Annotated in this window: 31 protein-coding genes; 10 read left to right on the forward strand and 21 right to left on the reverse strand. The window is 49.2% G+C overall.

Annotation, left to right across the window (positions count from 1 at the left end):
• Positions 1 to 50: 50 nt before the first annotated feature.
• From LCM29_RS09395 to LCM29_RS09420, 6 genes are all read left to right on the forward strand, one after another.
• Positions 51 to 488, forward strand: a complete 438-nt coding sequence (locus LCM29_RS09395) for a MarR family winged helix-turn-helix transcriptional regulator (protein ID WP_224862289.1) — start codon at positions 51 to 53, stop codon at positions 486 to 488.
• 50 nt (positions 489 to 538) lie between these two features.
• Positions 539 to 1192: an SDR family NAD(P)-dependent oxidoreductase gene (locus LCM29_RS09400; protein WP_224862291.1), complete on the forward strand. Its 654-nt coding sequence runs from the start codon at positions 539 to 541 to the stop codon at positions 1190 to 1192.
• Positions 1189 to 1725, forward strand: coding sequence for an NAD(P)H-dependent oxidoreductase (locus tag LCM29_RS09405; RefSeq protein WP_224862293.1), 537 nt, complete (start codon positions 1189 to 1191; stop codon positions 1723 to 1725). The genes LCM29_RS09400 and LCM29_RS09405 overlap by 4 nt, the downstream gene beginning before the upstream one ends.
• A 9-nt stretch (positions 1726 to 1734) precedes the next feature.
• Entirely contained in the window at positions 1735 to 2073 is a 339-nt protein-coding gene (locus LCM29_RS09410; protein WP_224862295.1) for a winged helix-turn-helix transcriptional regulator, read from the forward strand.
• Positions 2074 to 2154: 81 nt separating this feature from the next.
• Positions 2155 to 2862, forward strand: a complete 708-nt coding sequence (locus LCM29_RS09415) for a type 1 glutamine amidotransferase domain-containing protein (protein WP_224862297.1) — start codon at positions 2155 to 2157, stop codon at positions 2860 to 2862.
• A 16-nt stretch (positions 2863 to 2878) separates the two neighbouring features.
• On the forward strand, positions 2879 to 4015 hold the full coding sequence (locus LCM29_RS09420; RefSeq protein WP_224862299.1) for a low temperature requirement protein A: 1137 nt from the start codon (positions 2879 to 2881) through the stop codon (positions 4013 to 4015).
• A gap of 117 nt (positions 4016 to 4132) precedes the next feature.
• Here LCM29_RS09420 and tnpB read toward each other — a convergent pair whose 3' ends face one another.
• The 11 genes from tnpB to rho form a co-directional block, all read right to left on the reverse strand.
• A complete protein-coding gene (gene tnpB / locus LCM29_RS09425) occupies positions 4133 to 5221 on the reverse strand; it encodes an IS200/IS605 family element RNA-guided endonuclease TnpB (RefSeq protein ID WP_224862301.1) in 1089 nt (362 codons plus the stop codon).
• Between the two features lie 249 nt (positions 5222 to 5470).
• Entirely contained in the window at positions 5471 to 6013 is a 543-nt protein-coding gene (locus tag LCM29_RS09430) for a TIGR01440 family protein (protein WP_412093977.1), read from the reverse strand.
• A complete protein-coding gene (gene rpiB / locus LCM29_RS09435; RefSeq protein WP_074035852.1) occupies positions 6010 to 6450 on the reverse strand; it encodes a ribose 5-phosphate isomerase B in 441 nt (146 codons plus the stop codon). The genes LCM29_RS09430 and rpiB overlap by 4 nt, the downstream gene beginning before the upstream one ends.
• Before the next feature lie 4 nt (positions 6451 to 6454).
• Positions 6455 to 6955 (reverse strand): low molecular weight protein arginine phosphatase, encoded by a 501-nt coding sequence (locus LCM29_RS09440; protein WP_214694549.1) that lies wholly within the window; start codon positions 6953 to 6955, stop codon positions 6455 to 6457.
• Positions 6956 to 6976: 21 nt separating this feature from the next.
• Entirely contained in the window at positions 6977 to 7987 is a 1011-nt protein-coding gene (locus LCM29_RS09445; RefSeq protein WP_224862305.1) for an L-threonylcarbamoyladenylate synthase, read from the reverse strand.
• Positions 7968 to 8825, reverse strand: a complete 858-nt coding sequence (prmC, locus tag LCM29_RS09450; RefSeq protein WP_224862783.1) for a peptide chain release factor N(5)-glutamine methyltransferase — start codon at positions 8823 to 8825, stop codon at positions 7968 to 7970. Before prmC ends, LCM29_RS09445 begins: the two co-directional genes overlap by 20 nt.
• Positions 8825 to 9895 carry a peptide chain release factor 1 gene (gene prfA / locus LCM29_RS09455; RefSeq protein WP_074036532.1) on the reverse strand — a complete coding sequence of 357 codons (1071 nt, stop codon included), beginning with the start codon at positions 9893 to 9895 and terminating at the stop codon, positions 8825 to 8827. The genes prmC and prfA overlap by 1 nt, the downstream gene beginning before the upstream one ends.
• A gap of 82 nt (positions 9896 to 9977) precedes the next feature.
• Positions 9978 to 10589: a thymidine kinase gene (locus LCM29_RS09460; protein WP_214744592.1), complete on the reverse strand. Its 612-nt coding sequence runs from the start codon at positions 10587 to 10589 to the stop codon at positions 9978 to 9980.
• Positions 10590 to 10695: 106 nt separating this feature from the next.
• On the reverse strand, positions 10696 to 11919 hold the full coding sequence (locus LCM29_RS09465) for a cation:proton antiporter (RefSeq protein ID WP_224862307.1): 1224 nt from the start codon (positions 11917 to 11919) through the stop codon (positions 10696 to 10698).
• Between the two features lie 99 nt (positions 11920 to 12018).
• Positions 12019 to 12261: a type B 50S ribosomal protein L31 gene (locus LCM29_RS09470; RefSeq protein ID WP_012727387.1), complete on the reverse strand. Its 243-nt coding sequence runs from the start codon at positions 12259 to 12261 to the stop codon at positions 12019 to 12021.
• Positions 12262 to 12343: 82 nt separating this feature from the next.
• A complete protein-coding gene (rho, locus tag LCM29_RS09475) occupies positions 12344 to 13681 on the reverse strand; it encodes a transcription termination factor Rho (protein WP_214784813.1) in 1338 nt (445 codons plus the stop codon).
• Between the two features lie 384 nt (positions 13682 to 14065).
• Here rho and LCM29_RS09480 point away from each other — a divergent pair, with 384 nt between their 5' ends.
• Positions 14066 to 15001 (forward strand): SH3 domain-containing C40 family peptidase, encoded by a 936-nt coding sequence (locus LCM29_RS09480; RefSeq protein ID WP_224862309.1) that lies wholly within the window; start codon positions 14066 to 14068, stop codon positions 14999 to 15001.
• Positions 15002 to 15041: 40 nt separating this feature from the next.
• On the opposite strand, the gene LCM29_RS09485 is transcribed toward LCM29_RS09480, so the two are convergent.
• The 9 genes from LCM29_RS09485 to LCM29_RS09525 all read right to left on the reverse strand — a co-directional run bounded on the left by LCM29_RS09485 (position 15042) and on the right by LCM29_RS09525 (position 23491).
• Positions 15042 to 15812, reverse strand: a complete 771-nt coding sequence (locus LCM29_RS09485) for an ABC transporter permease (RefSeq protein ID WP_012727390.1) — start codon at positions 15810 to 15812, stop codon at positions 15042 to 15044.
• Complete coding sequence (locus LCM29_RS09490; protein ID WP_224862311.1) at positions 15802 to 16728, reverse strand: ATP-binding cassette domain-containing protein; 927 nt, start codon at positions 16726 to 16728, stop codon at positions 15802 to 15804. The genes LCM29_RS09485 and LCM29_RS09490 overlap by 11 nt, the downstream gene beginning before the upstream one ends.
• Positions 16729 to 16805: 77 nt before the next feature.
• Positions 16806 to 17777 (reverse strand): class II fructose-bisphosphatase, encoded by a 972-nt coding sequence (gene glpX / locus LCM29_RS09495; RefSeq protein ID WP_074035838.1) that lies wholly within the window; start codon positions 17775 to 17777, stop codon positions 16806 to 16808.
• A gap of 14 nt (positions 17778 to 17791) precedes the next feature.
• On the reverse strand, positions 17792 to 19048 hold the full coding sequence (murA, locus tag LCM29_RS09500) for a UDP-N-acetylglucosamine 1-carboxyvinyltransferase (RefSeq protein ID WP_214784817.1): 1257 nt from the start codon (positions 19046 to 19048) through the stop codon (positions 17792 to 17794).
• 27 nt (positions 19049 to 19075) lie between these two features.
• The gene (gene fsa, locus LCM29_RS09505) at positions 19076 to 19726 is read right to left on the reverse strand and encodes a fructose-6-phosphate aldolase (RefSeq protein WP_224862313.1); all 651 of its coding nucleotides are present in this window, start codon (positions 19724 to 19726) and stop codon (positions 19076 to 19078) included.
• A gap of 152 nt (positions 19727 to 19878) precedes the next feature.
• Positions 19879 to 20733 (reverse strand): class II fructose-1,6-bisphosphate aldolase, encoded by an 855-nt coding sequence (gene fba, locus LCM29_RS09510; protein WP_214694578.1) that lies wholly within the window; start codon positions 20731 to 20733, stop codon positions 19879 to 19881.
• A gap of 161 nt (positions 20734 to 20894) precedes the next feature.
• The gene (locus LCM29_RS09515) at positions 20895 to 21254 is read right to left on the reverse strand and encodes a response regulator (protein ID WP_074035830.1); all 360 of its coding nucleotides are present in this window, start codon (positions 21252 to 21254) and stop codon (positions 20895 to 20897) included.
• Between the two features lie 91 nt (positions 21255 to 21345).
• Entirely contained in the window at positions 21346 to 21705 is a 360-nt protein-coding gene (locus LCM29_RS09520; protein ID WP_224862315.1) for a DUF1093 domain-containing protein, read from the reverse strand.
• Positions 21706 to 21832: 127 nt separating this feature from the next.
• Positions 21833 to 23491, reverse strand: coding sequence for a glycerol-3-phosphate dehydrogenase/oxidase (locus LCM29_RS09525; RefSeq protein WP_224862317.1), 1659 nt, complete (start codon positions 23489 to 23491; stop codon positions 21833 to 21835).
• Positions 23492 to 23752: 261 nt separating this feature from the next.
• Here LCM29_RS09525 and LCM29_RS09530 point away from each other — a divergent pair, with 261 nt between their 5' ends.
• The 3 genes from LCM29_RS09530 (at position 23753) to LCM29_RS09540 (ending at position 26085) form a co-directional block, all read left to right on the forward strand.
• On the forward strand, positions 23753 to 24868 hold the full coding sequence (locus LCM29_RS09530; protein WP_224862318.1) for an NADH-dependent flavin oxidoreductase: 1116 nt from the start codon (positions 23753 to 23755) through the stop codon (positions 24866 to 24868).
• A gap of 211 nt (positions 24869 to 25079) precedes the next feature.
• Positions 25080 to 25286: a hypothetical protein gene (locus LCM29_RS09535; protein WP_214774331.1), complete on the forward strand. Its 207-nt coding sequence runs from the start codon at positions 25080 to 25082 to the stop codon at positions 25284 to 25286.
• 46 nt (positions 25287 to 25332) lie between these two features.
• Positions 25333 to 26085: a helix-turn-helix domain-containing protein gene (locus LCM29_RS09540; RefSeq protein WP_224862319.1), complete on the forward strand. Its 753-nt coding sequence runs from the start codon at positions 25333 to 25335 to the stop codon at positions 26083 to 26085.
• An 11-nt stretch (positions 26086 to 26096) separates the two neighbouring features.
• On the opposite strand, the gene LCM29_RS09545 is transcribed toward LCM29_RS09540, so the two are convergent.
• Positions 26097 to 26633 carry a GNAT family N-acetyltransferase gene (locus LCM29_RS09545; protein WP_224862320.1) on the reverse strand — a complete coding sequence of 179 codons (537 nt, stop codon included), beginning with the start codon at positions 26631 to 26633 and terminating at the stop codon, positions 26097 to 26099.

The following is a 26633-nucleotide window of genomic DNA, read 5'->3' on the forward strand; positions in this document are numbered from 1 at the left end:
CTCATTTTATTTTAAGTTGTATATGCAAATGTTTAAGGAAGGAGGATCCGATGGAACGTATTCAAGAAGAAGATGATCTTTTGATGTATTGTCTTTATTTCACGGCTAGCCGCTTCGCACGCAACATCTCAAAGCTTGCGGATGACGCAATCGATGGTGAATTGGCTCCGTCTTACTATTATTTGATGCTCGTCGTGCATTTCCATCCTGGAATCACTCAAAAAGAATTGAGCGAACGTTTATCACTCGCGCCTTCAACGAGTACACGTTTCCTCGATAAACTAGAGAAATTAGGCTTGATTCAACGTGACGTCATCGGAAAGCAATCGCACATCACGTTAACGTCATCTGGAGAAGAAGCATACACAGAGTTTCGTCAATCGTTGAAGACGTTATTTGCGAACTATGCGTCCATTCTCGGGAAAGAAGAGAGCGAACTTCTCAGCAAAACATTGCACGAAGCAAATGAACAACTCGAAAAAAAATAAAAATTTTTACACTATCATGTGTATATACAACTATTAAGGAGGACATCATCATGTCAATGAAAACAGCAGTCATTATCGGAGCCGGTCCAGGGATTGGTCTTCATACAGCAGAACAATTTGCTAAAAACGGCTACCAAATCGCACTTCTCGCCCGAAATGCTGATCGATTAGCAGACTATGAATCACAACTCGTTCAAAAAGGATATACGGCAAAAGGGTTCGAGGCCGATACACGTTCGGAAGCAGATTTACAACTCGTGATGGGTCAAATTCATGAAATGTTCGGCTCGATTGATACTGTCGTCTACAACGCAATGGCTGCGACACCGGGACGTCCGACTACCCTTACTTCAGCGGACGTCATCCGCGACTTCGAAGTGAACGTACTCGGCGCATTGATGAGCGCGCGTTTTGCCGCTCCATATATGGACGGCGGATCGATTTTATTGACGGGTGGCGGACTCGCCCTTTATCCGTCGGCAGACTACGCGTCACTTGCCATCGGAAAAGCCGCACTTCGTAATCTCGCCTACAGCCTTCACGAAGAACTAGCCGACTCATCGATTTACGTCGGGACGTTGACCATCAAAGGATTTGTACAAGAAGGAACGTATTTCGCACCTGAACGCATCGCGGAAGCATTATATGACATGCACGTTCAGCAAACCGAAGTCGAGCGCATGTACGAGGAAGAGCAAGCATGAGAACACTCGTCATCCTCGTACATCCGAATTTAGAAACATCCCGCGTCAACAAAACATGGAAAACAGCTCTTGAACAGCATGAAGATGTGACAGTACACGACCTGTATGCGGCTTATCCCGATTTCCGAATCGACGTGGCACGTGAACAGCAACTGCTTCTATCGCACGACCGGATCGTATTCCAATTTCCGTTCTATTGGTATAGTAGCCCTGCCCTTTTGAAAGAATGGCAAGATGTCGTCCTCTCCTATGGGTGGGCATACGGACAATCGGGTACAAAATTACATGGGAAAGAATTTGTCCTGGCCGTCTCAACGGGCGGTCCCGCTGATGCTTATCGACCGGATGGGTACAATCGTTTCACGATGGAAGAATTGTTGTCCCCGTTTCACGCGATGGCCAACTTGACAGGCATGACGTATCTCTCCCCTTATATCGAGAGCGGGGTACGGACACTCACAGCCGAACAATTAGAACTGAGCGCACGTCATCTTGTAGAACACGTCACCGAAGTTCATCTCATTCGAAAGTGAGGAATATCTATGGCTACTTTTTTGTATCAAGACCGAAAGTTTGAATGTCCCGTGCAATTGAGTATGAATGTCATCATGGGGAAATGGAAAGTGCTTGTGTTATGGCACGTGTTACGTCGTCCGCGCCGTTACGGTGAACTAAAGCGATCAATCCAAGGAATCAGTCACAAAGTTCTGGCTGAGACATTAAAATCTCTTGAAGAGGACGGTTTCTTGTTACGAATTGATTTTCATGAAAATCCTCCTCACGTTGAATACCAATTGACCGATCAAGGTCGAGAACTGGAGCCGGTTTTACTCGCCCTACAACAATGGGGTATGCGTTATAAAACAGAGTCACTTACCTAAAAGTGCGTACTTGTCCTCCTTTTTATAGCTGATACGATTGAAGAAAGTAATCGTATTCACCTAACGAAGGAGGAATTTTTTATGAAATCCGTATTATTGGTCGTATCGAATCCAGCTGTTTCGACCACAACAAATTGGCCTGTCGGTTTTTGGTTATCTGAATTGACGCACCCATACGAAGTATTGAGTGCAAAAGGTTATCAACTGACGATTGCTAGTCCGAACGGTGGCAAAGTCGAGTGGGATGCGCTGAGCGATCCGACACATGAAAGTGGTTACTCGAAACATGATACGTTGTCTCTCAAGTATCTAGATGATGCTGATTTCCTTGCTTTACTAGAGAATACGCCAAAAATTGGCGACCTCGATCTCTCTGGCTTCGATGCGATTCTCGTTGCCGGCGGACAGGCACCCATGTTTACATTCCAAGATGCTGACTCATTAAAAGAAGCATTCGAAGCTTTTTATGCAAGTGGAAAACCTTCTATCGCCCTGTGCCATGGAACGAGTTTATTATTATACCTCCAAGAGGAGAATCGTCCATTCATTGAAGGTAAAGTGATGACAGGATTTACAAACGAAGAAGAAGATCAGGCCGATGCATCAGTAGGAATGAAAGTCATGCCATTCCGAATCGAAGAAGAAGCGATAAAACTTGGAGCTCACTTCAAAAAGGCTGAACCTTGGGCACCATTCGTCGTTCGAGATGGTCATTTGATCACCGGTCAACAACAAGAATCTGGTCAAGCTGTCGCAGAAGAGCTCGTTCGCTACTTTGAAGGTACATGACGAGGGAGGAGATGACATGAGTGAGTGGTCCCGACCACATGTTCATTCAACCGAGGGACATCGACAAGCTTCCTGGATTGAACTCTTTTTCGATCTTGTGTTTATCGCCTCGCTGGCAGAAGTCATTCACTATGTAGAAGCGCATCTTGCGGATGGTTTCGCTCATACTATCGGATGGTTTTTCATCTTGTTTACAGCACCTTGGATTGTGTGGAGGAGTTCAACCTTTTACTCAGATCGATATGAAGAAAATACGACACGACATCGTCTACTCATGATTGTTCTCATGATCCCAATCGGATTATTCGCCTACTCGATTCATTACACAACTGATCACGAGTATGGATGGTTTGTTTTAAGTTTTGTCCTGTCCCGTTTATGGCTGTTATTTATGTGGGGCAGTGTCAAGATGACCGAGTCAGCCCAGAAGCAGACGTTCCGTGTCTTACTGATTGGTCATGGAAGCGCGATGATACTGGTGACGCTCGGATGGTTGACCCATTGGTTCGTTCCACTCGTGATGCTCGCACTTCTCATCGAACTATTTCAGACGCTCTTCACACTTCGGTCTCATGAAAAACTCCCTGCCCTCACGCGTAACCATCTACCTGAGCGATTCGGACTCTTCACGATGCTCGTCCTCGGGGAAGGTGTGCTCGGGGTCATCTATATTTTGAGCGAATCATCTCAGTTGTTACTGCCATTCCTCTTGTTTTTACTCATTGTTGCTTGCTTTTGGATTTACTACGATCAAGTCATATACCGTCTGTTCGAACCGACGGCTTGGCATATTTACTGGTGGAGTGTCTGGAATTTAGGCATTGTCGCTTCACTCCTACTCATCCGTTCTACCTTTATCGGTTTAAAAGCAGAAGACCCGAAATCGATGCTCTTACTGTTAATCGGTGTACTCCTTTTCCTATTCACGACAAGAGGCTCTGGCATCGTCGGTAAAAAAGATGAACTGTCGCAACGTATGACTCGACACTTTCTTCAGTTACGGTTATTACTTGGTGTTCTTCTAATCGGAGGCTATTGGTTGATTGACTCTGTTTATCTTTTTATATCCATGACAATCGTCGCACTCTTCATCGTCCTATTACAAGGGATGTATTATTGGATAAGACACTTAAAGCCTTATGCACAAAAGTGAACTACTCGCCACTTATTTGCTTCACAAATTGAAGTGGGAGCTTCTTGGGAAGACCGTGCTCTTACCAGCCACGGTTATTTACCAAGCTCGTCGGACAGTCCCTGCCCTGAATGGTTGTCAGTCAGCCAACATCAATAGGTTGATGCTCGCGTTGATGTCACGGTCATGATGCGCGCCACAAACACACGTCCATTCACGGACATCCATCGTCTTCTTCTCGCCTTTGACGCCACAAGAAGAACAGATCTGCGTGGATGCGTACCAGGGGTCCGCCTTGATGAGCGTCCGTCCGTAGAAGGTACATTTGTATTCCAACTGTCGGACGAACTCGTACCAACTGACATCCCCGATGGACTTCGCGACCTTGTGATTCTTCATCATGTCCTTCGATGTCAATGTCTCCACGACGATGACTTGGTTCTCGTCAACGATCCGTCTCGACAGTTTGTGGAGGAAATCCTTACGTTGATTCGCAATCTTTTCGTGTTTCTTGGCCAAAAGTAACTTGGCTTTTTCACGATTTTTACTCCCGATCTTCTTGCGTGACAGCGCGCGTTGCGCCTTCTTGACCTTCGCTTCGGATTGTCGGAGAAAGCGAGGGTTGTCAATCTTCTCCGAGACCATCGCATCGTTCGTCATGACGGCGAAATGTTTTAGGCCGAGATCGATCCCGACCTTGTTCTCGGCTGGAATCCATGGTTCATCGTCCTGTTCGACAAGGAGGGAGACAAAGAACGTGCCTGTCTTGGTCATCGAGACCGTCGCCGACCGGATGACGCCCTCGAACGGACGATGCTGTGTGAACTTCACGAACCCGACCTTCGGCAGACGGACCTTGCCCGCCTCGATGCGGATCGTGCCATGCTGGTTGTTCGTCGTGTAGGAGGCGCGCGACCGTCGTCTCGACTTGAAGGCCGGGAAGCCGCCCGTCCCGGCGAAGAACTTTGCGAACGCCGTGTCGAGGTTCAGCTTCGCGTTCGCGAGCGCGAGGCTGTCCGCCTCGGCGAGGAACGGGAACAGGGGCTTGTAGGAGGCGGGTGTCGCCGGTTTCCGTCTCGTTCCGCTCCCCGCTTTCGCCTCCTCGCGGATGGCGATGCGGTCCTCGAGCAGCTTGTTGTAGATGAACCGGGCGCAGCCGATCGTCTTGATGAGGAACTCGGCCTGTGCCGGCGTCGGGTGGAGCCTGTATTTATAGCCTTTCAGCATGTCCGTCCCTCCTCCCTCCAGAAGATTGTGATGTGTCCTCCTCGTCCGATACCCGCGGAAGGGGAGGGCGAATCCGACGGAATTACGAACTTTTGTTCGTAACATCTGTCATAGGGAGAGCAAACTGTTGGACCGGGCGATTCATCTCCCACCTACGTCGGGCTTCGCCCCGAGACGCTTAGAGGAGGGAGAATTCTCGCCTGATTTAGTTAAAAGAACTCCTACCGATGAAAATCGGTAGGAGTTCTTTTAATTTGCCGAATACTGAGCCCTTGGCCCACCAATCAGTTTCGGTCTCGTGACCGCAAACGTGACGTACGCTTCGCCGAGATGTTTCGACGATAGTCGGACCGGGATGGCCACTGGTTTCAAATGCATCCCAATCAACGTCGAGCCGATATCGATTCCCGCATCCGCTTGAATCGATTCGACGACACATGGTTCCTCGAAGTTCGCATATGCCTTCTCCGACATCGCCCCACCCGCAGAACGGACAGGAACGACCGTCACTTCCGTGAGACCGAACTGCTTGAGCGTCCGTCGTTCCACGGTGAGAGCACGGTTGATATGCTCGCACCCTTGGAACGCCAAATGGACACCTGTCTTCTTTCTAAACTCAAGGAAAGCTTCCATCAACTCTTCTGCGACGTCGATGGACCCTGCCTTCCCAATCGTCTTCCCAAGCACTTCACTCGTGGAGCATCCGATGACGAGAATACGCTCATCATGTAACGGGAACCGTTCGTGAAGCTCCGTTAATAATCCGAGAAGTTCCGTCTTCATCGGGCTCACTTCGATTCGTATGCGCTCATCTTGTCGACACGGTTTGAATGGCGACCGCCTTCAAAGTCCGTCTCGAGCCACGTCGCCACCAAGTCGACCGCAAGGCCAGGTCCGATGACACGCTCGCCCATCGTCATGATGTTCGAGTCGTTATGCTGACGTGTCGCTTTCGCACTGAATGAGTCATGAACGAGTGCCGCACGAATCCCTTTGACTTTGTTCGCTGCAATCCCGATTCCGATTCCTGTACCGCAAATCAAGATTCCGCGATCGAATTCGCCTGCCGCGACAGCTTCTGCGACCGGAATGGCTACGTCTGGGTAGTCAATCGAGTCAGCCGAGTGCGTGCCAAAGTCTTTATACTCATGTCCGAGTTCCTCAAGCAATGCTACGATGTCTCTCTTTAAGTTGAATCCGCCGTGATCGGCGCCAATTGCAATTTTCATTCGTTCATTCCCCCGTCTTCTTTGGTAGGCGTCTCGGTGGTTTCGTCACCTTTGACCCATCATTCGTTAATTTTAGCACAAGTCGATTCACGAGTGGCTCGAGTTCGTTTCGCACTTGACGATACACATTCATCGAACCGCCGAACGGGTCGTTGATGTCTCGCTCAAGCCCTGTCACGAATTCGTAGAGCGTGTACGTCCGCTCCGCCAAATCCGGGTATGTATCCCGAATTTGTTCACGGTGCGCACGTGTCATCGTCAAGATGATGTCCGCCCAATTGCCTAACACCTCATCGAACGTCTGGGTGACGTGATCGAGCTCAATCCCACGTTCTCTGAGAACTTGCAGTGCATTTTCAGAAGCATCGAATCCTTGCATCGTCCGTAGACCGGCTGAGCGAATATCAAACTCGTCCCCAGTCATTTTCGAACGGAGCAAGGCCATCGCCATCGGGCTTCGGCACGTGTTGCCACTACATATGAATAATACGCGTTTCATTGACATCGCGTGTCCTCCTCTATGTCTTTAGGCATCTTTCGTCGGGTGAACGACCTTCCCTCCCGCCGCTTTGTACAAGCGGTTGTAAACGGCTAAGGCGACCCCGACCGGTTCAATCTTGTTCACATAAATCTCATCGACGTCCGTTTCATCAAATCGACGAAGGGCATCGTATAAACGTTGCGCCGCCACTTCCATCGAAGTACCGAGGGAATAGGTGACATCAGCCATTGTCGGCTCTTCATCGAATACGAGTGCACCGATCCGCAATCCCGTTTGCTTCCGCTCCTCGATGACACGTTGCAAATCCTGACGTGTGCCATCAACTAAAAAGACGGGCGCCGTTGGGGCATAATGCGTGTATTTCATTCCCGGTGATCGTGGTGCGGCTTTGTCGTCACTCAAATTGGCATCTAAGGCAACCGGTCCGATGACAGCTTCGATTTCTTCTCGCGTCACGCCACCCGGTCGTAAAATCGTCACCGTGTCACCCGTACAATCGATGACGGTTGACTCGACGCCGATTCCAGTTGGTCCTCCATCGACAATCCCCGCAATCCGCCCGGCCAAATCGTCAGCCACATGTTGAGCGGTCGTCGGAGACGGACGCCCGGAACGGTTCGCACTTGGTGCCGCAAGTCCTAAGCCTGACTCGCGAATCAACTCAAGTGCCGCCGAATGATTCGGCATCCGAAGTCCGATGGAATCCAGTCCTGCGGTCACGAGCGATGAGGCTCGGCCGTTTGAAGGCAAGATGATCGTCAAAGCGCCTGGCCAAAACGCATCCATCAAGCGCTTGGCAACGGGAGGAATCGTATCGACAAACAACTTCGTTTGTTCGATTGAAGCGATATGGACGATGAGTGGGTTATCCGACGGTCGGCCCTTCGCCTCAAAAATCTTGCGAATCGCCACATCATTCATGGCGTCCCCTGCGAGACCATAGACCGTTTCTGTCGGCATAGCGATGATTTCACCCGCTTGAAGAAGACGTACCCCATCTTCAATCTCATTCGATTTAATCCATTTCGTTTCCATACGCAATCCCTTCCCTTACGGCATAGACGATACGGTCCTTGCCGTTTATATCTTTTAAAATACCCGTTTCTGCTTCAGGATAACGTTCAGACAGTAATGATTTCACATCTTGTCCTTGGTTATACCCGATTTCAAACGCAATCAATTGCCAATCGGCACGTAAGACGCGCACTGACTCTGAAATCAGTTGGCGATACATATCGAGCCCATCCGCTCCGCCAAAAAGAGCGAGGTGTGGTTCATAACCAACAACCGTCTCATCTAATAGAACGTCAGCCTCGATATATGGTGGGTTCGAGACGAGAATTCGAATCGATTGATCGGCAATCGGGGCGAGCCCGTCTCCTTCATAAAAGCGTACATTCGCACCGAGCGCTTCCGCATTCCGTTTCGCGACCGCAATCGCTTCCGGGGAAATATCGACCGTCTGTACCCGGACACCGAGTTCTAAACTGAGCGTGATCGCAATCGCTCCGCTCCCTGTTCCAATATCCACGATTTCATCGTCCGCTACGTGACGAATTTGTCCGAGAAGCCAGTCAATCAATTCTTCTGTTTCCGGTCTTGGGATCAAGACGTCCCGATTCACTTCGAACGAGCGACCATAAAACGGTGCCTGTCCGATCACGTGTTGCACGGGTTCTCCAGTCAATAGACGCTCGATTCCAGCTTCGAACCGTTCCGCTTCATCCGTGGATAGTTCATCCGACAATCGAATGAGGAGACCCGTCCGGTCGACATCGAGCACGTGCATGAGCCACCATTCGGCAGCCGCACGGTCACGCCCGGCCTCTTGAAGCCGCTCTTCTGTCTGCTTAAGTAGCGCAGCGACACGCATCATTCCGCATCCTCCATGAGACGTGCCTGTTCATCCATGATGAGGGCGTCAATGATGTCCTCGAGTTCACCCGCTAATACACGATCTAACTTTTGGAGCGTCAATCCGATACGGTGATCGGTGACACGACTTTGTGGGAAGTTATACGTGCGAATTCGTTCAGAGCGGTCCCCTGTCCCGACAGCAGATTTCCGCTGTGCCGACAGTTCTTCCATATGCTCGCTTTGCATCTTGTCATATAGGCGTGCTCGAAGGACCTTCATCGCCTTGTCTTTGTTTTTATGTTGCGATTTCTCGTCCTGACACGAGACGACGAGACCAGACGGGATGTGTGTCAAGCGGACAGCGGACTGCGTCGTGTTGACGGACTGTCCCCCTGGACCTGACGAAGTGAACGTATCGACACGTACATCTTTCATATCGATGTGCACCTCGACATCTTCCGCTTCAGGTAAGACGGCAACCGTCGCCGTAGACGTATGAATCCGTCCACCTGACTCCGTCGACGGGACGCGTTGTACACGATGCGCGCCGTTCTCAAATTTGAGCTTTGAATAGGCACCTGCCCCGTTGATCATGAACGTGACTTCTTTGAACCCACCGAGTTCGGTATAGTTCGCGTCAATCAGTTCAACTTTCCAGTTTTGACGCTCGGCGAAGCGCGTGTACATCTTATATAAATCGCCTGCGAAAAGGGCTGCCTCGTCTCCTCCTGCTGCACCCCGGACTTCGACGATGACGTTCTTATCATCGTTCGGGTCTTTCGGAAGCAGTAAAATCCGCAACTTCGCTTCTAACTCTTTCACTTCCGGCTCTAAGAGGTTCATCTCTTCTTTAGCAAGCTCGCGCATGTCGGCGTCGAGCGTTCGGTCTTCGAGCATCGCCTTCGCTTCTTTGAACGCCTCGCTCTTTTCTTTATATTGACGATACATCTGTACCGTCTCTTCTAACTGCGCCTGTTCTTTCGAATATTGTCTCAACTTCGTCGAGTCGCTGAGCACTTCTGGGTCGGCGAGCATTTCATTCAATTGCATATAGCGATCTTCTAATACACTTAAACGGTCAAACATAATGATCCGTCCTTTCTCCGTCAAATCAAACTCTATCTATTATAGCAAAAAAACGGACCGCCGAGGGCGGTCCGTCGATTCATCAGTCTGCCACCGTATGGCGGACCGGATGTGGTTTATTCGGTACGTCATGACAATGACGGCATCGCGGTTCGTACGACTCCGAAGCCCCAACCAAGATGACTGGGTCTTCATAACGAGCCGGCTGTCCGTCAATCAAGCGCTGCGTCCGTGAAGCTGGTGCACCACAAGACAAGCAAATCGCCTGCAGTTTCGTCACAAACTCTGCACGCGACAACAGCTCAGGCATCATCGTGAACGGTTCACCTCGGAAGTCCATATCGAGTCCGGCACAGATGACGCGTTTGTCCTCATTCGCGAGCTGTTCGATGACATCGACAATCCCTTCGTCAAAGAACTGTACCTCATCAATTGCGATGACTTGCGTTTCTTCGCGCACGGCATCGTATAAGTCTTGGCTCGACGCGACGGGTACCGCCACGACCGAGTTGCCCGTATGTGAGACGACGTTCTCTTCATGATACCGGTCGTCGATTGCTGGTTTGAACACTTGGACCGGAATCTTTCCATAGTGAGCTCGGCGGACACGGCGAATCAATTCCTCCGACTTCCCTGAAAACATACTCCCACAAATCACTTCAATCCAACCATATCGGTTCGTCACATGCATCATTGTTCTTCGCCCTCTCCATCGATAATCGCTTTCCGATTATACCTATCTTTCGAGTTGAGGAAAAGGGTTGACTTCTTCCAAATTCTCTTTGAAGTGAATCTGTCCTTTACTCGTCAGCTTTCGCTTCTTTTTGCACATCAATTAATTTCAATTTACGTGCGAGTGGCCGGATCGTGAGACCGTGTAACGTTACGGAAAGGAAGACGAGTCCGAGCGTGAGCGGTAACATTTGCTTCGCATCGTCAATCCCAAGATGAGCGACTTCTTCAGCAAAGAATCCAGCGACCGTCATCGCGACGATTCCACGCGGTGCAATCCAGCCGATAAACCCTCGTTCCGCTAGCGGCAATCCCGCACCGACGGTCGACAAGTAAATAGCCACTGGGCGAACCAAGAAGAGAATCCCGGCAATCGTCAAGAGCAGCGGCCATTGGAAGATATTTAAGAGCTCTGCGCGTGAAAGTGACGCCGTCAATAAGATAAAGACAGACGAAATGAGCAAGATTGAAATGTCTTCTTTAAACGATTGCAGTTCTTCGATAATCTCTTCGTCCCGATGTTTCGTATTGGCCATCGTCATCCCCATCGCCGTCACGGCGAGAAGACCGACTTCATGCATCATGAGTTCGCTGAGCGAGAACAAAATGAGGACGGCCGTCAATGTGACCGAGGCACGCAGGTAACGTGGTACTTTCTCCGCGACAAACCACCCCATGAGGAGATGCCCAAACAAGTACCCGAGTCCGATCCCGACAATACAAGCACCGGCAAACAAGAGCTGCATCCATAAGTCCATTCCTTCATATACGATGTATCCGAGCCGGACGACGAAGAGCCCGAGCAGCGCCCCGACCGGATCGACGATAATCCCTTCCCACTTCAAAATCGCTCCGACGCGATCTTTCAAGTGTGCTTGTCGTAATAGCGGGATGACGACGGTTGGTCCTGTCACGACGAAGAGTGCGCCCATCGTCCACGCGACGACCCAATGCAATCCTCCGACGTGTTGAATGAGTAGCGACATTCCGACGAATGACAGCGCGACTCCCACCGTGACGATGCGGACGATCGACCGTCGGAATTGATTGATCTCGCTAAAGTGAAGCCCGAGACTTCCTTCGAATAAGATGATGGCGACGGCAAACGAAATGATGGGACTATATAAATCCCCTAGTAGTTCACGCGGATCAAACAGCCCAAGAATCGGACCTGCCAACACCCCGGCGAGTGTCATAATGATAATTGCCGGAATTTGATAACGCCATGCCAACCATTGTGACATGATGCCGACCCCGATTAACAAGCTGATACTGATGAGTATAAGTTCCATAACGGCCCCCTAACGACAGTCTTTTGTCTCTTTACCCGCGTCTATGTAACAAAAAACCGCCAAGGGCAATCCCTAGGCGGTGAGCATACAACTTTACGATTAACGTTGGTATTTCTTGTTGAAGCGCTCGATACGACCATCTGCAGATGCGAATTTCTGGCGACCTGTGTAGAACGGGTGCGAATCAGAAGATACATCGACACGGATGAGTGGGTACTCGTTTCCATCTTCCATCGTGATTGTCTCGTTAGAGTAACGAGTTGAACCAGTGATGAATTTGAATTCTGTCGTCGAGTCCATGAATACGACTTTACGGTATTCTGGGTGGATTCCTTGTTTCATTGCTTTTCAACTCCTTCGGCCCTAAGTATTCTTTCAACCTAGAGAAAGTTCACTAGAATATAATATCACCCTACTATAGGATTTACAAGTCTGTTTTCGTTTTTTTCACCGGTCGTCTTTTTTTCTTATCTGCCTCTAACGCAGCGAAAAAGTCGAGGTTCGTTTTCGTCTCACGGACACGGCGTAAGAAGTGTTCGACAAAGTCCGAAGACTCGTTCATCGTGCGGCGAATCGTCCATAGTGAGTCGAGTTCGTCCTTGCCGAGTAACAGCTCTTCTTTCCGCGTCCCCGAACGACGAATATCGATTGCCGGGAAGATACGGCGTTCCGCCAATTTCCGATCCAGGTGGAGTTCCATATTCCCCGTTCCTTTGAATTCCTCATAGATGACGTCATCCATTCGTGAACCGGTATCGACGAGTGCGGTCGCAAGAATCGTCAAGCTACCTCCGTCTTCGATATTTCGGGCTGCCCCGAAGAATTTTTTCGGTTTGTGGAACGCTGCCGGGTCAATCCCCCCAGAGAGCGTCCGTCCGCTCGGCGGAACGGATAGGTTATACGCACGCGTCAATCGTGTGATGGAATCAAGTAAGATGACCACGTCTTTTTTATGTTCCACGAGACGCATCGCACGTTCGAGGACGAGCTCTGAAATGCGCGCATGGTTTTCCGGTGTCTCATCAAACGTCGAAAAGGCCACGTCCGCATCCGGTACAGAACGTTGGATGTCGGTCACTTCCTCCGGTCGCTCATCGATTAAAAGAATGATGAGTTCGACGTTCGGATGATTCGTCGTGATCGAGTTCGCAATTTCTTTTAAGAGCGAGGTTTTCCCCGCTTTCGGTGGTGCGACAATCAATCCACGTTGTCCGAATCCGACTGGCGCAATCATATCCATGACACGTACTGAGAGATGTTTCGGCTCTGTCTCGAGCACCATCTGTTGTTCCGGGTAAATCGGCGTGAGCGCTGGGAAGTAATCGCGTGACCGCGTCGAGTCCGTCGACTCCCCGTTGACCGCCTCTACACTCAACAATCCTTGGAATCGTTCGTTCTCTTTCGGTTTGCGGACTTTCCCCGTCACGAGGTCCCCGTTTCGGAGGTTGAAACGACGAATTTGTGAAGCAGCGATGTAAATGTCTTCTGAAGATTGAGAGTAATTGATTGGTCGGAGGAAGCCAAATCCGCCGTCATTTTGCGACTGAGGATTCGGTGGAATGATTTCTAGAATACCTTCGAGGAAGTATAAATCTTTTGATTCGGCCTGAGATTTCAAAATTCGAAACATGAGCTCACGTTTCCGTGCTTCTCGGAAGTTTGGAACTTTGACTTCTTTGGCGATCTCATATAATTCTTTTAACGTCTTCGTCTCGAGTTCACGAAGCGTGTAATTTTTTGTCGGTTCTGTCTGTTGACTCATTCAAGTCACCTATCTTTCTACATTTCATTACAAGAAGTATTCAACTTGATTCTTTTTGTTCTGTCATCATCTAATCACATTTTCTTCGTGTCGTCACCGTGAAAAAACACCTTTTGTCTAACGGTTTCCCTCTTGTACAAATCCTTACACAATAATAGATGGTTTTGTAACAAAATAAGTACTATACCCACATATTGTTTCATTTCTGTTACAAGAAAACGCTTTTTTGACTTGTGATTGAAAAATGCCATCGGTCTTGCGCATGATATAGTTTATTTGCACAGGAAACCGGGTAATACTCGCAACTTGTGCTCGACTATTAAAATATTACTCGACTTTGTCATATAATAACGATTTGATTTTAAAAACGGAGGGAATTACACAATGTTAAAGCGTATTGCATCTATCGTCGTCGCTGCTACTGTTGCTTTCTCGGGTCTCATGTTCTCAACTGGTGAACAAGCAGAAGCCGCTTCGAATACATCGGTTTATTCAAGGGTAAATTCTCTAAATATCCGTACTACTGCATCATTAACATCTTCTAAAGTTGTTGGAAAAATGAACAGAGGACAATCTTATCAATATCTTGGCAAATCTGGTTCATTCTATAAGATCAACTACAAAGGTAGCACACGTTACGTTTCAGCTTCTTCAAAATATACATACACGAAGAGCACAAGTACAACGGTAAGCAAAACTTCTACTACTTCTACAAAATACAACACAGTAAAATCAAAAGTAAATTCATTAAATATTCGTTCGAGTGCGTCATTAAAATCGTCTGTGGTTGGAAAGATGAACAGCGGTCAGTCTTATAAGTATCTTGGAAAGACTGGATCTTTCTATAAAATCGATTATAAAGGTAAAACACGATACGTTTCAGCTTCTTCTAAATACACGACACTAAGCAGTTCGACTTCAACTACGAAAGCCACTACTTCTCAGGCACCAACAGATGCTCGCTCAAAACTCGTTGCTGAATCGAAAAAGTACCTCGGTACACCTTACCGTTACGGTGGAACAACGACTGCTGGATTTGACTGCTCAGGCTACACTGGACATGTTTACAAAAAAGCAATCGGCAAAACACTCCCACGTTCTTCACGCCAGCAATATGCAAGCGCGAAGAAAATTTCGAAGTCATCGATTCAAGCTGGCGACCTCGTCTTCTTCTCACACTCAGGTGGGACGATCCACCACGTTGGGATGGCACTTAGCAAAACACAAATGATCAACTCAGAAACAGGTGGCGTGAAATACGCGAGCTTCACTTCTGGATACTGGGCACCACGTTACGTTGGCGCTGGATCATACCTCTAATACAACATCACGACTCGGTTCATGGGAACCGAGTCGTTTTTTATTTTTGCTTCAATGCCCCTCTCGCATTCGTCGCCGCGAAGACAATCATAAGTACACTCATCGTACCAGCAACCGCGAGTCCTGCCGATAGAGCACCCCAATCAATCTCCGGTTGGGTCAAAACGGCCCGCATCCCTTCAAAAATGTACGTGGTCGGATTGAATGTCGCCGCCACTTTCAACCACTCTGCCTCAATCAATTCTTTCGGAACGAACGTCGTCGATAAGAAAATGAGAGGGAAGAACAAAAGCGTACCTGCCTGCGCCGCTTGTGCATTCCGTGTCTTTAACGCGACGCCTACCGAATAGCCCGCAAATCCAAGGCCGAAGCCGATGGCGAGTAATACCGTGAAGAAAAAGCCGACCGCCCCGACCGGAATCGTGAGACCGAGTAAAAACGCGACCGCAAAGATAAGTAGCGTTTGGACAAGTAACTGCAACATCCCGGCAATCATTGGTCCGAGCACGATCGCAGTCCGAGTCGCGGGAGTTAATAATAACCTCGCAAAATACCCACTCTCGATATCACGAACAAGCGCTTGTCCGGTCCCCCCTGCCCCACCGACCGCTCCTGACACAATCGATACCGGTAAGATGAAGTTCAAGTAGTCACTTCCCTCGAACTGAGGAAGGGACGCCACGCTCGACAGTCCGCTCGTATACACGAGTAAAAAGAATACAGAGATGATCAAGTTCGGAATAAATGAAAACGGATTTCGGATCGTCGTGACCAAACTCCGTTTTGTGAATAACCACGTCTCAGTCCACACGAAGCTCGCCCCCTTCATAAGATTCGCCCGTCACTTGTAAGAATACGTCATCAAGCGATGGTTGTTTCACCGTCAAACGTTCAGGTTGTAGCCCTTGTTCATCTAACGCCCGAACGATTTCGGTCAGCGTCACATCACGCAGTTCGAACGATACATGGTTCCCGTTCGCCGTGGTCTGAAAGAGCGCGGCGGCAGTCGTCGCATCTGACTCGTTCGAGAAATCCATCGCAATCGTCTCACCGCCGACGAGTTGTTTCAGCTCCTCTGCCGTTCCTTCACTGACAATCTTCCCGTGATTGATGATGGCGATTCGGTCAGCCAATTCATCCGCTTCTTCTAAGTACTGGGTTGTCAAAAAAATCGTCGTCCCAAACTCTTGGTTCAGTCTGCGCACTTCATTCCATATTTCAATCCGACTCGCCGGATCAAGACCCGTCGTCGGCTCATCTAAAAACAAGACGGTCGGGCGATGGACGAGCGTAAGGGCTAAGTCAAGACGTCGCCGCATCCCCCCTGAATACGTGCCACTCCGTCGATCTGCGGCATCTGTCAGGGACACGACTTCTAACAACTCATCCGCACGACGACGCGCCTCCTCGTTTGACATCTTAAACAATCGCCCTTGTAAGACGAGCAACTCACGCCCCGTCAGCACTTTATCAATCCCGGTTTCCTGCAAAGCGACCCCAATCGACAAGCGGACGTCTTTTTCTTGTTTGACGACATCGAATCCGTTTACCCGTGCCACTCCGAATGTCGGACGCACGAGCGTCGTCAACATTTGCACCGTCGTCGATTTGCCGGCGCCGTTCGGTCCTAAAAATGCAAAAATCTCTCCTTCTTTCACGGAGAACGAAACATCGTTCACCGCCGGAACATCTTTAAATGTCTTCACGAGTCCTTCCACTTCAATCATCACACCCACCTCCTGACTATCCATTCCCGTTTTCACCACAAAAAAGTCGCGGACGTTTACACATCCGCGACTCCATGTTATTCGGGTTTCATGACCATTTTCGGTTTTTTCGTGAGGGAGTGGTTCCCTTCTACGAAGCGTACGGTACCAGACTTGGCACGCATGACAACGGAATGTGTTTGCCCACCTTGCGACGTGAATTGGACGCCACGTAACAATTCACCGTCCGTCACACCTGTCGCCGCAAAGATACAATCTTCACCTTTTACCAAGTCATTGAGTAGAAGGATTCGATCCGTGTCTTCGATGCCCATGTCATGGCAACGTTGTTTTTGTGCCTCATCTTCCGGGAGCAGACGTCCTTGGAAATCTCCACCGAGACACTTCATCGCGACAGCGGCGATGACGCCCTCAGGTGCCCCACCTGAACCGAGTAGCAAGTCGACGCCTGTTTTCGGGAAGGCCGTGTTAATGGCTGCGGCGACATCTCCGTCTGGAATCAACTTGATTCGCGCTCCAGTCGCCCGGACCCGCTGAATGATTTCTTCGTGTCGGTCCCGATGTAAGATCGTCACAACGACATCTTCCACGTTTTTCTTCTTCGCCTTCGCCACAATCTCGATGTTCTCTTCAATCGAGTTGTCGAGACTGACGAGACCAGCCGCTTCCGGTCCGACCGCGATTTTTTCCATGTACATGTCCGGTGCGTGAAGAAGGTCTCCCGCATCGGCGACCGCGAGAACAGCAAGCGCTCCCCATGTACCAGTCGCCACGATGTTCGTCCCTTCTAACGGGTCGACCGCGACATCGAGACGTGAGCCATAGCCGTTCCCGACCTTTTCTCCGATGTAGAGCATCGGGGCCTCATCCATTTCGCCTTCTCCGATGACGACAATCCCTTTCATCGGAATCGTATCAAAGACGTCACGCATTGCCGTCGTTGCTGCATCATCTGCCTCGACCTTCAAACCGCGACCCATCCAACGGGCTGAAGCAAGTGCCGCTGCTTCTGTGACCCGGACCAGTTCCATCGATAAACTTCGTTCCACCCGAAATCTCCCCTTTATGCCTCGGTGTGATCTTCCACCCAAATGAGCGCACCGAGTTGTTTTAATTTGCCGACAAAGTCGACGTATGAATCATTCAATCGTTCTGCATGAAGTAACGTCGATTCTCCAGACGCCTGAAGTGCTGATAAGACGAGTGCTGCGGCACTTCGTGCATCTGTACATTCCATTTCTGCGTTTGCGAGTTGATTTCCTCCGCGAATGACCGCCGAGGAATCTTCTAGCGTGATTTGCGCGTTCATTCGGCGCATCTCGGCGATATGTCGGAATCGTTGAGAATACAGTTTGTCCGTGACAACGCTCGTCCCGTCTGCCTTCAACAAAGCCGCTGACATGATCGGCTGCAAGTCGCTCGGATATCCTGAATAATGGAACACGCGAATGTCTGTCGGCAAGGATTGATTGGCGGTCACCGTCACCGACTCCTCGCCAACTTCCACTTCCGCACCATAATCCAATAGTTTTTGGATGACTCCTTCAAGGTGAGTCGAAATGACCGGTTGCACGGTCACACTCCCCGACACCGCGCCGAACATCATGAACGTTCCTGCCTCGAGGCGATCGGGGATTAACGTATGCGTACACCCATGCAAACGTTCGACTCCTTTGATACGAATCTCATCGGTACCCGCTCCACTCACGTGTGCGCCCATTGATGTGAGCATCGTTGCCACATCGACGACTTCAGGGTCACAGGCCGCATTTTCGATGACCGTCGTGCCTTTCGCCAAGACCGCCGCAAGCATCGCACTCACAGTTGCCCCGAACGACCGTAAGTCTAAGTAAATCCGATTCCCGACGAGTTCTTCGACCCGGACGTGATAGAGACCGGATTCATTCTCGACATGAATGCCGAGACGCTCCAACGCTTTCAAGTGTAAATCAATCGGTCGTGGACCAATCGCATATCCTCCAGGTAGCCCGACCGCCCCTTTTCCGAATCGAGCGGCGAAGACACCGAGTAAATACACAGCGGCACGGACTTTCCGCGTCTCCGAACCGAGGAGAGGCATGGCGACAGCTTCATTCGAATGAATGGTCATCCGTTCGCCCTCACGCTCGACCCGAACCCCTAGCTCTCTCAACAAGTTGACCATCACTTCTACATCTTCAATCATCGGGACGTTTTCAATCGTCACCGATTCTTCGGTAAGAAGTGCAGCCACAAGACAAGGGAGGGCGCTTTGTTTCGCTCCGCTAATTTCGACGGTTCCTTCTAATTTTTGCTGCCCAACGATATGGAGAATTTCCACGCTGATCAAAACCTTTCTACGACGGACTTATTTGGATTGAGCGTTGTTCCAATCCGCTAAAAACTGCTCAATGCCTTTGTCTGTGAGCGGATGTTTCATCATCTGTTCGATGACTTTGTAAGGGACTGTCGCAATGTCAGCCCCGAGGAGTGCGGCTTTCGTCGCGTGAACCGGATGACGTACCGATGCCGCGATGATTTCTGTCTCGATGCCATGAATCGCAAAGATGTTGGCAATCGTCTCGATGAGTTCGAGTCCATCTTGACCGATGTCATCCAAACGACCGATGAATGGAGAAACGTATGAAGCGCCGGCGCGCGCCGCGAGCAATGCTTGGTTCGCGTTAAAGATGAGCGTCACGTTCGTTTTGATTCCGAGCTCTTTAAACTGCTTCACCGCTTCCATTCCCGCAGGCGTCATTGGTACCTTTACCGTAATATTCGGCGCAATGGCAGCAAGTTCCTTTCCTTCTTCCACCATACCCTTTGCATCAAGTGCAATAACTTCCGCGCTGACTGAGAGATCCCCGACGATCTCACAGATTTCACGAAGTCTTGTATGGAAGTCGACACCTTCTTTCGCGACGAGCGACGGATTCGTCGTCACGCCCCCGATGACGCCCATCTGATGAGCTTGTTTGATGTCTTGCACATTTGCTGTGTCAATGAAAAAACGCATATGTGTCTCCTCCTCAATTTGTGATCGCTTACAATCTCTATTATGAGGAAAGAACAGGTGAATTACTACACCCTTTGTCAGATTCAGAGCCTGATGTCAGTCGGACATACAAAAAGTCGGTCCTCAAAGAGAACCGACTTGATCAAACAGGATTATGCTTGGTTGCTAGAACCAAACTCACGCATTTTGCCAGTTACGACGTTGTAGATCGCTTCGATCCCAGGTCCGATAACTTTACGTGGGTCATATACTTTCGAGTCAGCGTCAAGCTTCTCACGTACCGCACGAGTCCACTCTTGTTGGCACTCAGTGTTAACGTTGATTTTGCTGTGTCCGAGCTCGATTGCTTTTTTAACTTGGTGCTCAGGAATACCTGATCCGCCGTGAAGAACGAGTGGAGTTTGTGTCGCTTTCGCGATTTCTTCCATCTCTTTGAAGCCAAGCTTCGGCTCACCTTGGTATGGTCCGTGTACAGAACCGAGTGCTGCAGCAAGTGCATCCACTTTCGCTTCTTTAACTACACGTACACACTCTTCGAGGTCAGCGTATTGTACGCCACCGATGACGCCGTCTTCTTCGCCGCCAACTGTACCGACTTCTGCCTCAACAGAAGCGCCTTTAGCGTGCGCGTACTCGACAACTTGTTTCGTCATTTCGACGTTTTCGTCGATCGGGTGGTGTGAACCGTCGATCATGACTGATGTGAATCCAGCGTCGATCGCTGCTTTACACTTGTCGAATGAAGAACCGTGGTCAAGGTGGATTGCAACTGGAACAGTGATGTTGTAGTCGTGCATGAGACCTTCAACCATTTTGACAACTGTTGTGAAGCCACCCATGTACTTCGCTGCACCTTCTGATACACCGAGGATTACTGGTGATTTCTCGTCTTCCGCAGCGCGAAGAATCGCTTGCGTCCACTCGAGGTTGTTGATGTTGAATTGGCCTACTGCATACTTGCCTTCGAATGCTTTGTTAAGCATTTCTGTCATTGATACTAATGGCATAATGACATCCTCCTGTCTGTTCGCTATTATACACGTTTGGGAAAAGTTCCCCCGTGCAATTCGTTCCCATTATAACACACCGTAAAACATGTGCCTATGCTATTCGGGCATAGAAATGGCTTAGCGCAAGCGTTTACATATGTCATCTTGGTGACGAAACGTCAAATTTTCAAGACTTCCTTCACTTTTTCAATCATTCCGTATATATCAAACGGCTTCTCAAATTGCGCAGTAATTCCGAGACGACGCACCTCGTCAATAACCGTTTCTTCTCCGAACGCCGTCATGATCATGACAGGTGTCTCTAGTTCCTGTTCTCTCATCCGACGCAATACTTCGTGACCGAACATACGGGGCATGTTCATATCGAGAAGTACTAAATCGTATTGCTCTCGCTCTAAAAACTCCCAGGCTTTGATGCCGTCTTGCGCAGTGTCCACGTCAACCCCCATGTTCGTGAACACTTGTGCGAGCATCGTACGAATTCCGTCCTGGTCATCTGCAATCAACATCCGTGACATGTATGTCCCTTCTTTCATTCATCATTTTCCATAATCAAGCAATTCAACCATACCAAACTCGTCTCTCTTTCGCGATGCTTATCTTTTGAAATCAAGGGAACATTGGCTCGGATTCATCTTCTTGCTGTTCTTCTTTCAACTGTGCAGGTACTTCTAGCGCGTTCACGCGTTCATAATCGGTCACTTCAGGAGCTTCCTCTTTGACATACACTTTCAAAAAGTCTCCTTCTGCTAATAATGAAGGAGTCGCAATGGCGAGCGGTCGTTTCTTCCCATTTTCATCGTAGCCGATGAGATCGTACCGATATCCGTTCGATGTCTGTGTCGCCACTTCCGCGCTCGGGACCTTGACATAATACACATCGGCTAACAGACGATCCAGATTGACATAACGCCAGCCTACTATGAATAGAACGCCGATTAATAAGACGGCGATGAGCTTTCGTATCATAAACAGTTCTCCTTCAATGTAAGAGTGACTACTTATGAGATATACCGTTATTCCGAAGTCATGAAACCATTCCACAAAAAGAGGTTCATCCTGTTCAGAATGAACCTCTCGTGTGACGCGTTGGATATTATGATTCGACAGTCACTGGAACGACTGCGATTTCAATCTCTTTCTCGACCTCTTCACGTTCCTCTTTCAAACGCTCATCTGACCACTTGAAGACATCGGCCATACAGCGAAGGACACCGTCTTTATATTGACGGACGAAGTCGATATCGAAGAACATTGCGCCCGTGCGGCGAATTAAGAAGTCGATGGCACGAACGACTGATTCTTCTTCGATTCCGTAAACCAATTGCGCATAGACGATTTCAGGAAGGTCATATGCGTTCGCATCCATCCGTTCGATGACACGATCGATATTCGATCCGTATAGACGAACGAGTTCTTCCGCATGGTTTGCGTCTAAGCCATGATTTTGAAGTTCTTTTGTTTTCTTCTCAAGGAAGTCTTTGAAGCCTTTCGAACCGCCGACGTGACCACCTGACATCGGCATATGCTTCGTCCGGCTAGCCAAATAGACGACACCGTCTTCTTCTTTCAACAGTTTTGCGACGAGGTCGACGACCGTTTCCGACATCTTGCGATACCCTGTCAATTTACCGCCGGCAATCGTAATCAAGCCGCTGTCTGACTGCCAGATTTCGTCCTTACGTGAAATTTCAGAAGGGTCTTTTCCTTCTTCGTAAATCAACGGACGAATACCTGCCCAGCTCGACTCCACATCATCCGCTGTGACATGGACGTCTGGGAACATATAGTGAATGGCTTCTAAAATATAATCGCGGTCTTCCGTCGTCATGCGTGGATGCGCTTTGTTTTTATCGAAGAACGTATCCGTCGTTCCGACGTATGCTTTGTTTCCGCGTGGAATCGCAAAGACCATGCGACCGTCCGGTGTATCGAAATAGATCGCTTGTTTGAGCGGGAATTTCGACTGGTCGATGACCAAGTGAATCCCTTTCGTGAGGCGAAGCTGCTTCCCTTTTTTCGAGTTATCTTCTTCTCGTAACTCGTCGACCCATGGACCGGTCGCGTTGATGATTTTCTTCGCATAGACGTCATACGTCGACCCGTCAATCTGGTCTTCCACGTGTACACCGGCCACTTTGCCGTTTTCGTAAATCAACCCTGTCACTTTGGCGTAGTTCATGAGAAGCGCACCATGATTCGCCGCTTCTTTCGCCACTTCGATCGTCAATCGTGCATCATCTGTACGGTACTCGACGTAATAGCCGCCTCCGACCAAATCATCTTTTTTTACGAGCGGCGCCTTTTTGATGACCTCATCTGGTTTGAGCATCATGCGACGTTCTGCACGTTTTACACCTGCGAGGAAGTCATAAACCATGAGTCCAATCGATGTTGAGAAGGGACCGAACGTACCTCCCTTGTGCATCGGTAAGAGCATTTGTTCCGGTGTCGTGACGTGGGGACCATTCTCGTATACGATGGCCCGCTCTTTCCCGACTTCTGCGACGAGCGCTACTTCGAATTGTTTCAAATAGCGGAGTCCCCCGTGAACAAGTTTCGTCGAACGACTTGATGTCCCTGCCGCAAAGTCTTGCATCTCGAGGACAGCTGTCTTCATTCCACGCGACGACGCATCGAGCGCAATCCCCGCTCCGGTAATACCTCCACCGACAACAAGAACGTCATGACGTTCACTCGTCAGTTGTTCATATCGTTTCGCTCGTTCTTTCGCTGAGAAATTTCTGATTTCCATCTTATTCCCTCCTATAGTAAGTACGGTTCAATGAATAGAAAAAGAGACCACAACAAAAACAAGGCTTCCCCCTTCTGTTGTGGTCTCTCTATTGTCTCGAACCGAATATCAACTTTTCTCCTGTATTATACCCTATTCTTTTGAGTTCAATCATCTCTTACGCTTGAGCAACCTGTAATGTGTTCATTCACAAGCATCCGACTCGCATTTTTGAGTTGAGAAGCTTAGACTTCAAGGTATCATGTTGAAGGAGGATTTCAGATGAAACGTATGTTACAACCTTTTCAGTTCAAAAATGGCGTCGAAGTACCGAATCGCCTCGTATTGGCACCGATGACACATTACTCATCAGAACCAACGGGCGAAGTATCCGAGCATGAGCTCGCCTACTATCGGAAGCGGGCGCAAAACGTCGGGCTCGCCATCACGGCTTGCGCCTACGTGACAGAAGACGGGAAAGGGTTCCCGAACGCATTCGGGGTCAATGACGACAAATTCATCCCGGGTCTCCGTCAATTGGCGGAAAGTTTAAAAGCGGAAGGCGCAAAAGCCATCCTTCAAATTTTCCACGCAGGACGGATGTCACCACCTGAACTCGTCCCGAACGAACAACCTGTCAGCGCAAGTGCCGTCGCACCGGTCCGCGAAGGAGCCGCTACACCACGTGCCCTCGAGACGTCAGAGGTCGAAGCCATCATCGAGGCGTTCGGCGAAGCGACGCGTCGCGCCATCGAAGCCGGATTTGACGGAGTCGAGATTCACGGAGCGAACACCTACTTGATTCAACAATTCTTCTCACCGCACTCAAATCGCCGTGAAGATCGCTTCGGCGGTGATGTCCATGGACGTTTGACGTTCCCACGCGAAGTCATTCGCCGTGTCAAAGAAGCAGCCGCAGATGCAGAAGACTTCCTCGTCGGCTATCGCTTCTCACCAGAAGAAATCGAAGAGCCAGGCATCACGCTCGACGACACGGATGTGTTGCTCGATATGATTTTAGAAGAAGGCGTCGATTATATTCACGCTTCTCTCTGGAACTTCAATACGGCTTCCATGCGTGACGAGAACGTCACGGAACGTTCGATTGACCGCATCGCCAAACGCATCAATGGTGCCATCCCGCTCATCGGAGTCGGGCAACTTCAGCGTCCGGCGCAAGTCGAAGACGCACTCGAGGTCGTCGACCTTGCCGCACTCGGTCGCGAACTCATCATCGAACCGGAATGGCTTGAAAAAGTGAAATCGGACCGCGAAGACGAGATTGAGACAGAACTCGACTTGAACAAACAAGCCGAACTCGCTGTTCCCGCCCCACTCTGGAACGCCATCACGACTCGTGCCGGTTGGTTCCCGATTAAAGATCAAGAAGTGAAATAAATCGTTAGTATGCGACAGACATGTTTTGTGTCTGTCGCTTCTTTGTGCTCGCGGACACATTTTAGACACATATTCGACACATTTATATTTAATTTTCTTTCTAAATTTTATATATTCCACTTTTCACATTTATCACACAATTTTAATCTAGTATTGACGATGCGTTGGGTCAGTCTGTTTGATTTTTTGTTGAAAGGGGCATTCTATCCTAATGGCAGATCAACCAGTAGATATGAATTTACACCATGAACAACACCGTCAGTATCAGCAACAATTTAAACGCAAAACGGAAGCATTTCGACAGCAAAGCCAGGCCATTCAGCAACGAATGCAAGACTCTTCAGAATCACACGAACGAGCATTTACTAAAGAAATCGCGGAGCTAAAACAGCTAACGAAACGACATGCGTCTAAATGAGCATTCTTGATCGCTTCTACCCGCAAGGAAAGAAGTGAACCGTTATATGGAAAATAGAATCCGACAACAATTTTTAACCCATCTCGCCCGAGAGAACAATCATTTCACAGATCAAAGTTACGTGGAAAATTTTTACGAATTGGATGAGCAGATTATACGGGCTCTTCAAACCAATCAACTTCAATTAGCCAACACGTTGTTGGAGACATTGACACTCGATTTGTTACAGCATCCCATGATCGATGAATATCATGGGGTTCGGCTTTACTTTCGAGGACTCACCTATCATGTGAGTCGCCTTGTTCCTGTCTCGAATTCAAATGTTCAAACATCACTTGCCTACACGAGTGCGCTGTTGAGACTGGTCGATGAACTTCATACCCCACTCGATTTTGTCTATGCAATCCCTGTTGTTACAGAAGCACTGGCTACGATGATATCATTCATCTCGACACAAAGTTTTTCGGATCATCGCGTTCTGTCTGCCATTCGACTAATTGAGAAACACTTAACCGACCCCACTCTGTCTCCATCAAACGTAGCGACCGGAGTCGGGTTGTCGAACAATTATTTATCTTCCTTATTTAAACAAGAGACGGGTGAAACCATTTCAGAACGCATTCGCAGACGTCGGATCGAGGCCTCGATGAACGATTTAATCGTGACCTCGTTGCCTATTTGCTCTATTGCGAAGTCGTATTGTTTTTCATCGTGCACAACGTATATCAGTACATTTAAGACTTACAAAGACATGACTCCCCTACAATATCGTCAATCACACCATAAGAAAAAACGTTGAGGTTCATTTCCTCAACGTTTTTCATTCCACTCTTCCCGTAACATGCCCATCCGAATCGAATCATAGCGCTTCTCGTTCACGACACGCACTTGACGGATTCGACCTTCAAGCTGCATCCCTACTTTTTCAGCGACCCGCATCATCCGTTCATTCCCGGACCATGTCGTCAAGCCGACACGAACGACTGGTAGCGTCTCAAATAGATGCTCTGTCCATAGACGAAGGGCACGCGTCCCAACACCGCGATTCCAGCGATCGGACTGATGCAAGATGATGCCCATCTCGAGCCATTCTCGTCCGGCATCTTCGAAATAGTAAGAAACGGTCCCATAGACGGCGCCATCGACTTCAATGACCCACATGTCATCTTTTTGGATGAGCGTCTGCTCGATTTGCTGAAACTCTTCGTAGGACATCGCCTTGTGTTCGAAGTAAGGGGCGTCCCACTGTTTCCACTCCGGTGTCGCATCCCGATAAATCAATTCCCATAGTCGTGATAAGTCTTGTTCTTCAATCGGTCGAATGACCACTTCATTGTCTTGTCGCAT

The organism is Exiguobacterium aestuarii (assembly GCF_020171655.1).
In the GTDB taxonomy this organism is placed as follows: domain Bacteria; phylum Bacillota; class Bacilli; order Exiguobacteriales; family Exiguobacteriaceae; genus Exiguobacterium; species Exiguobacterium aestuarii_A.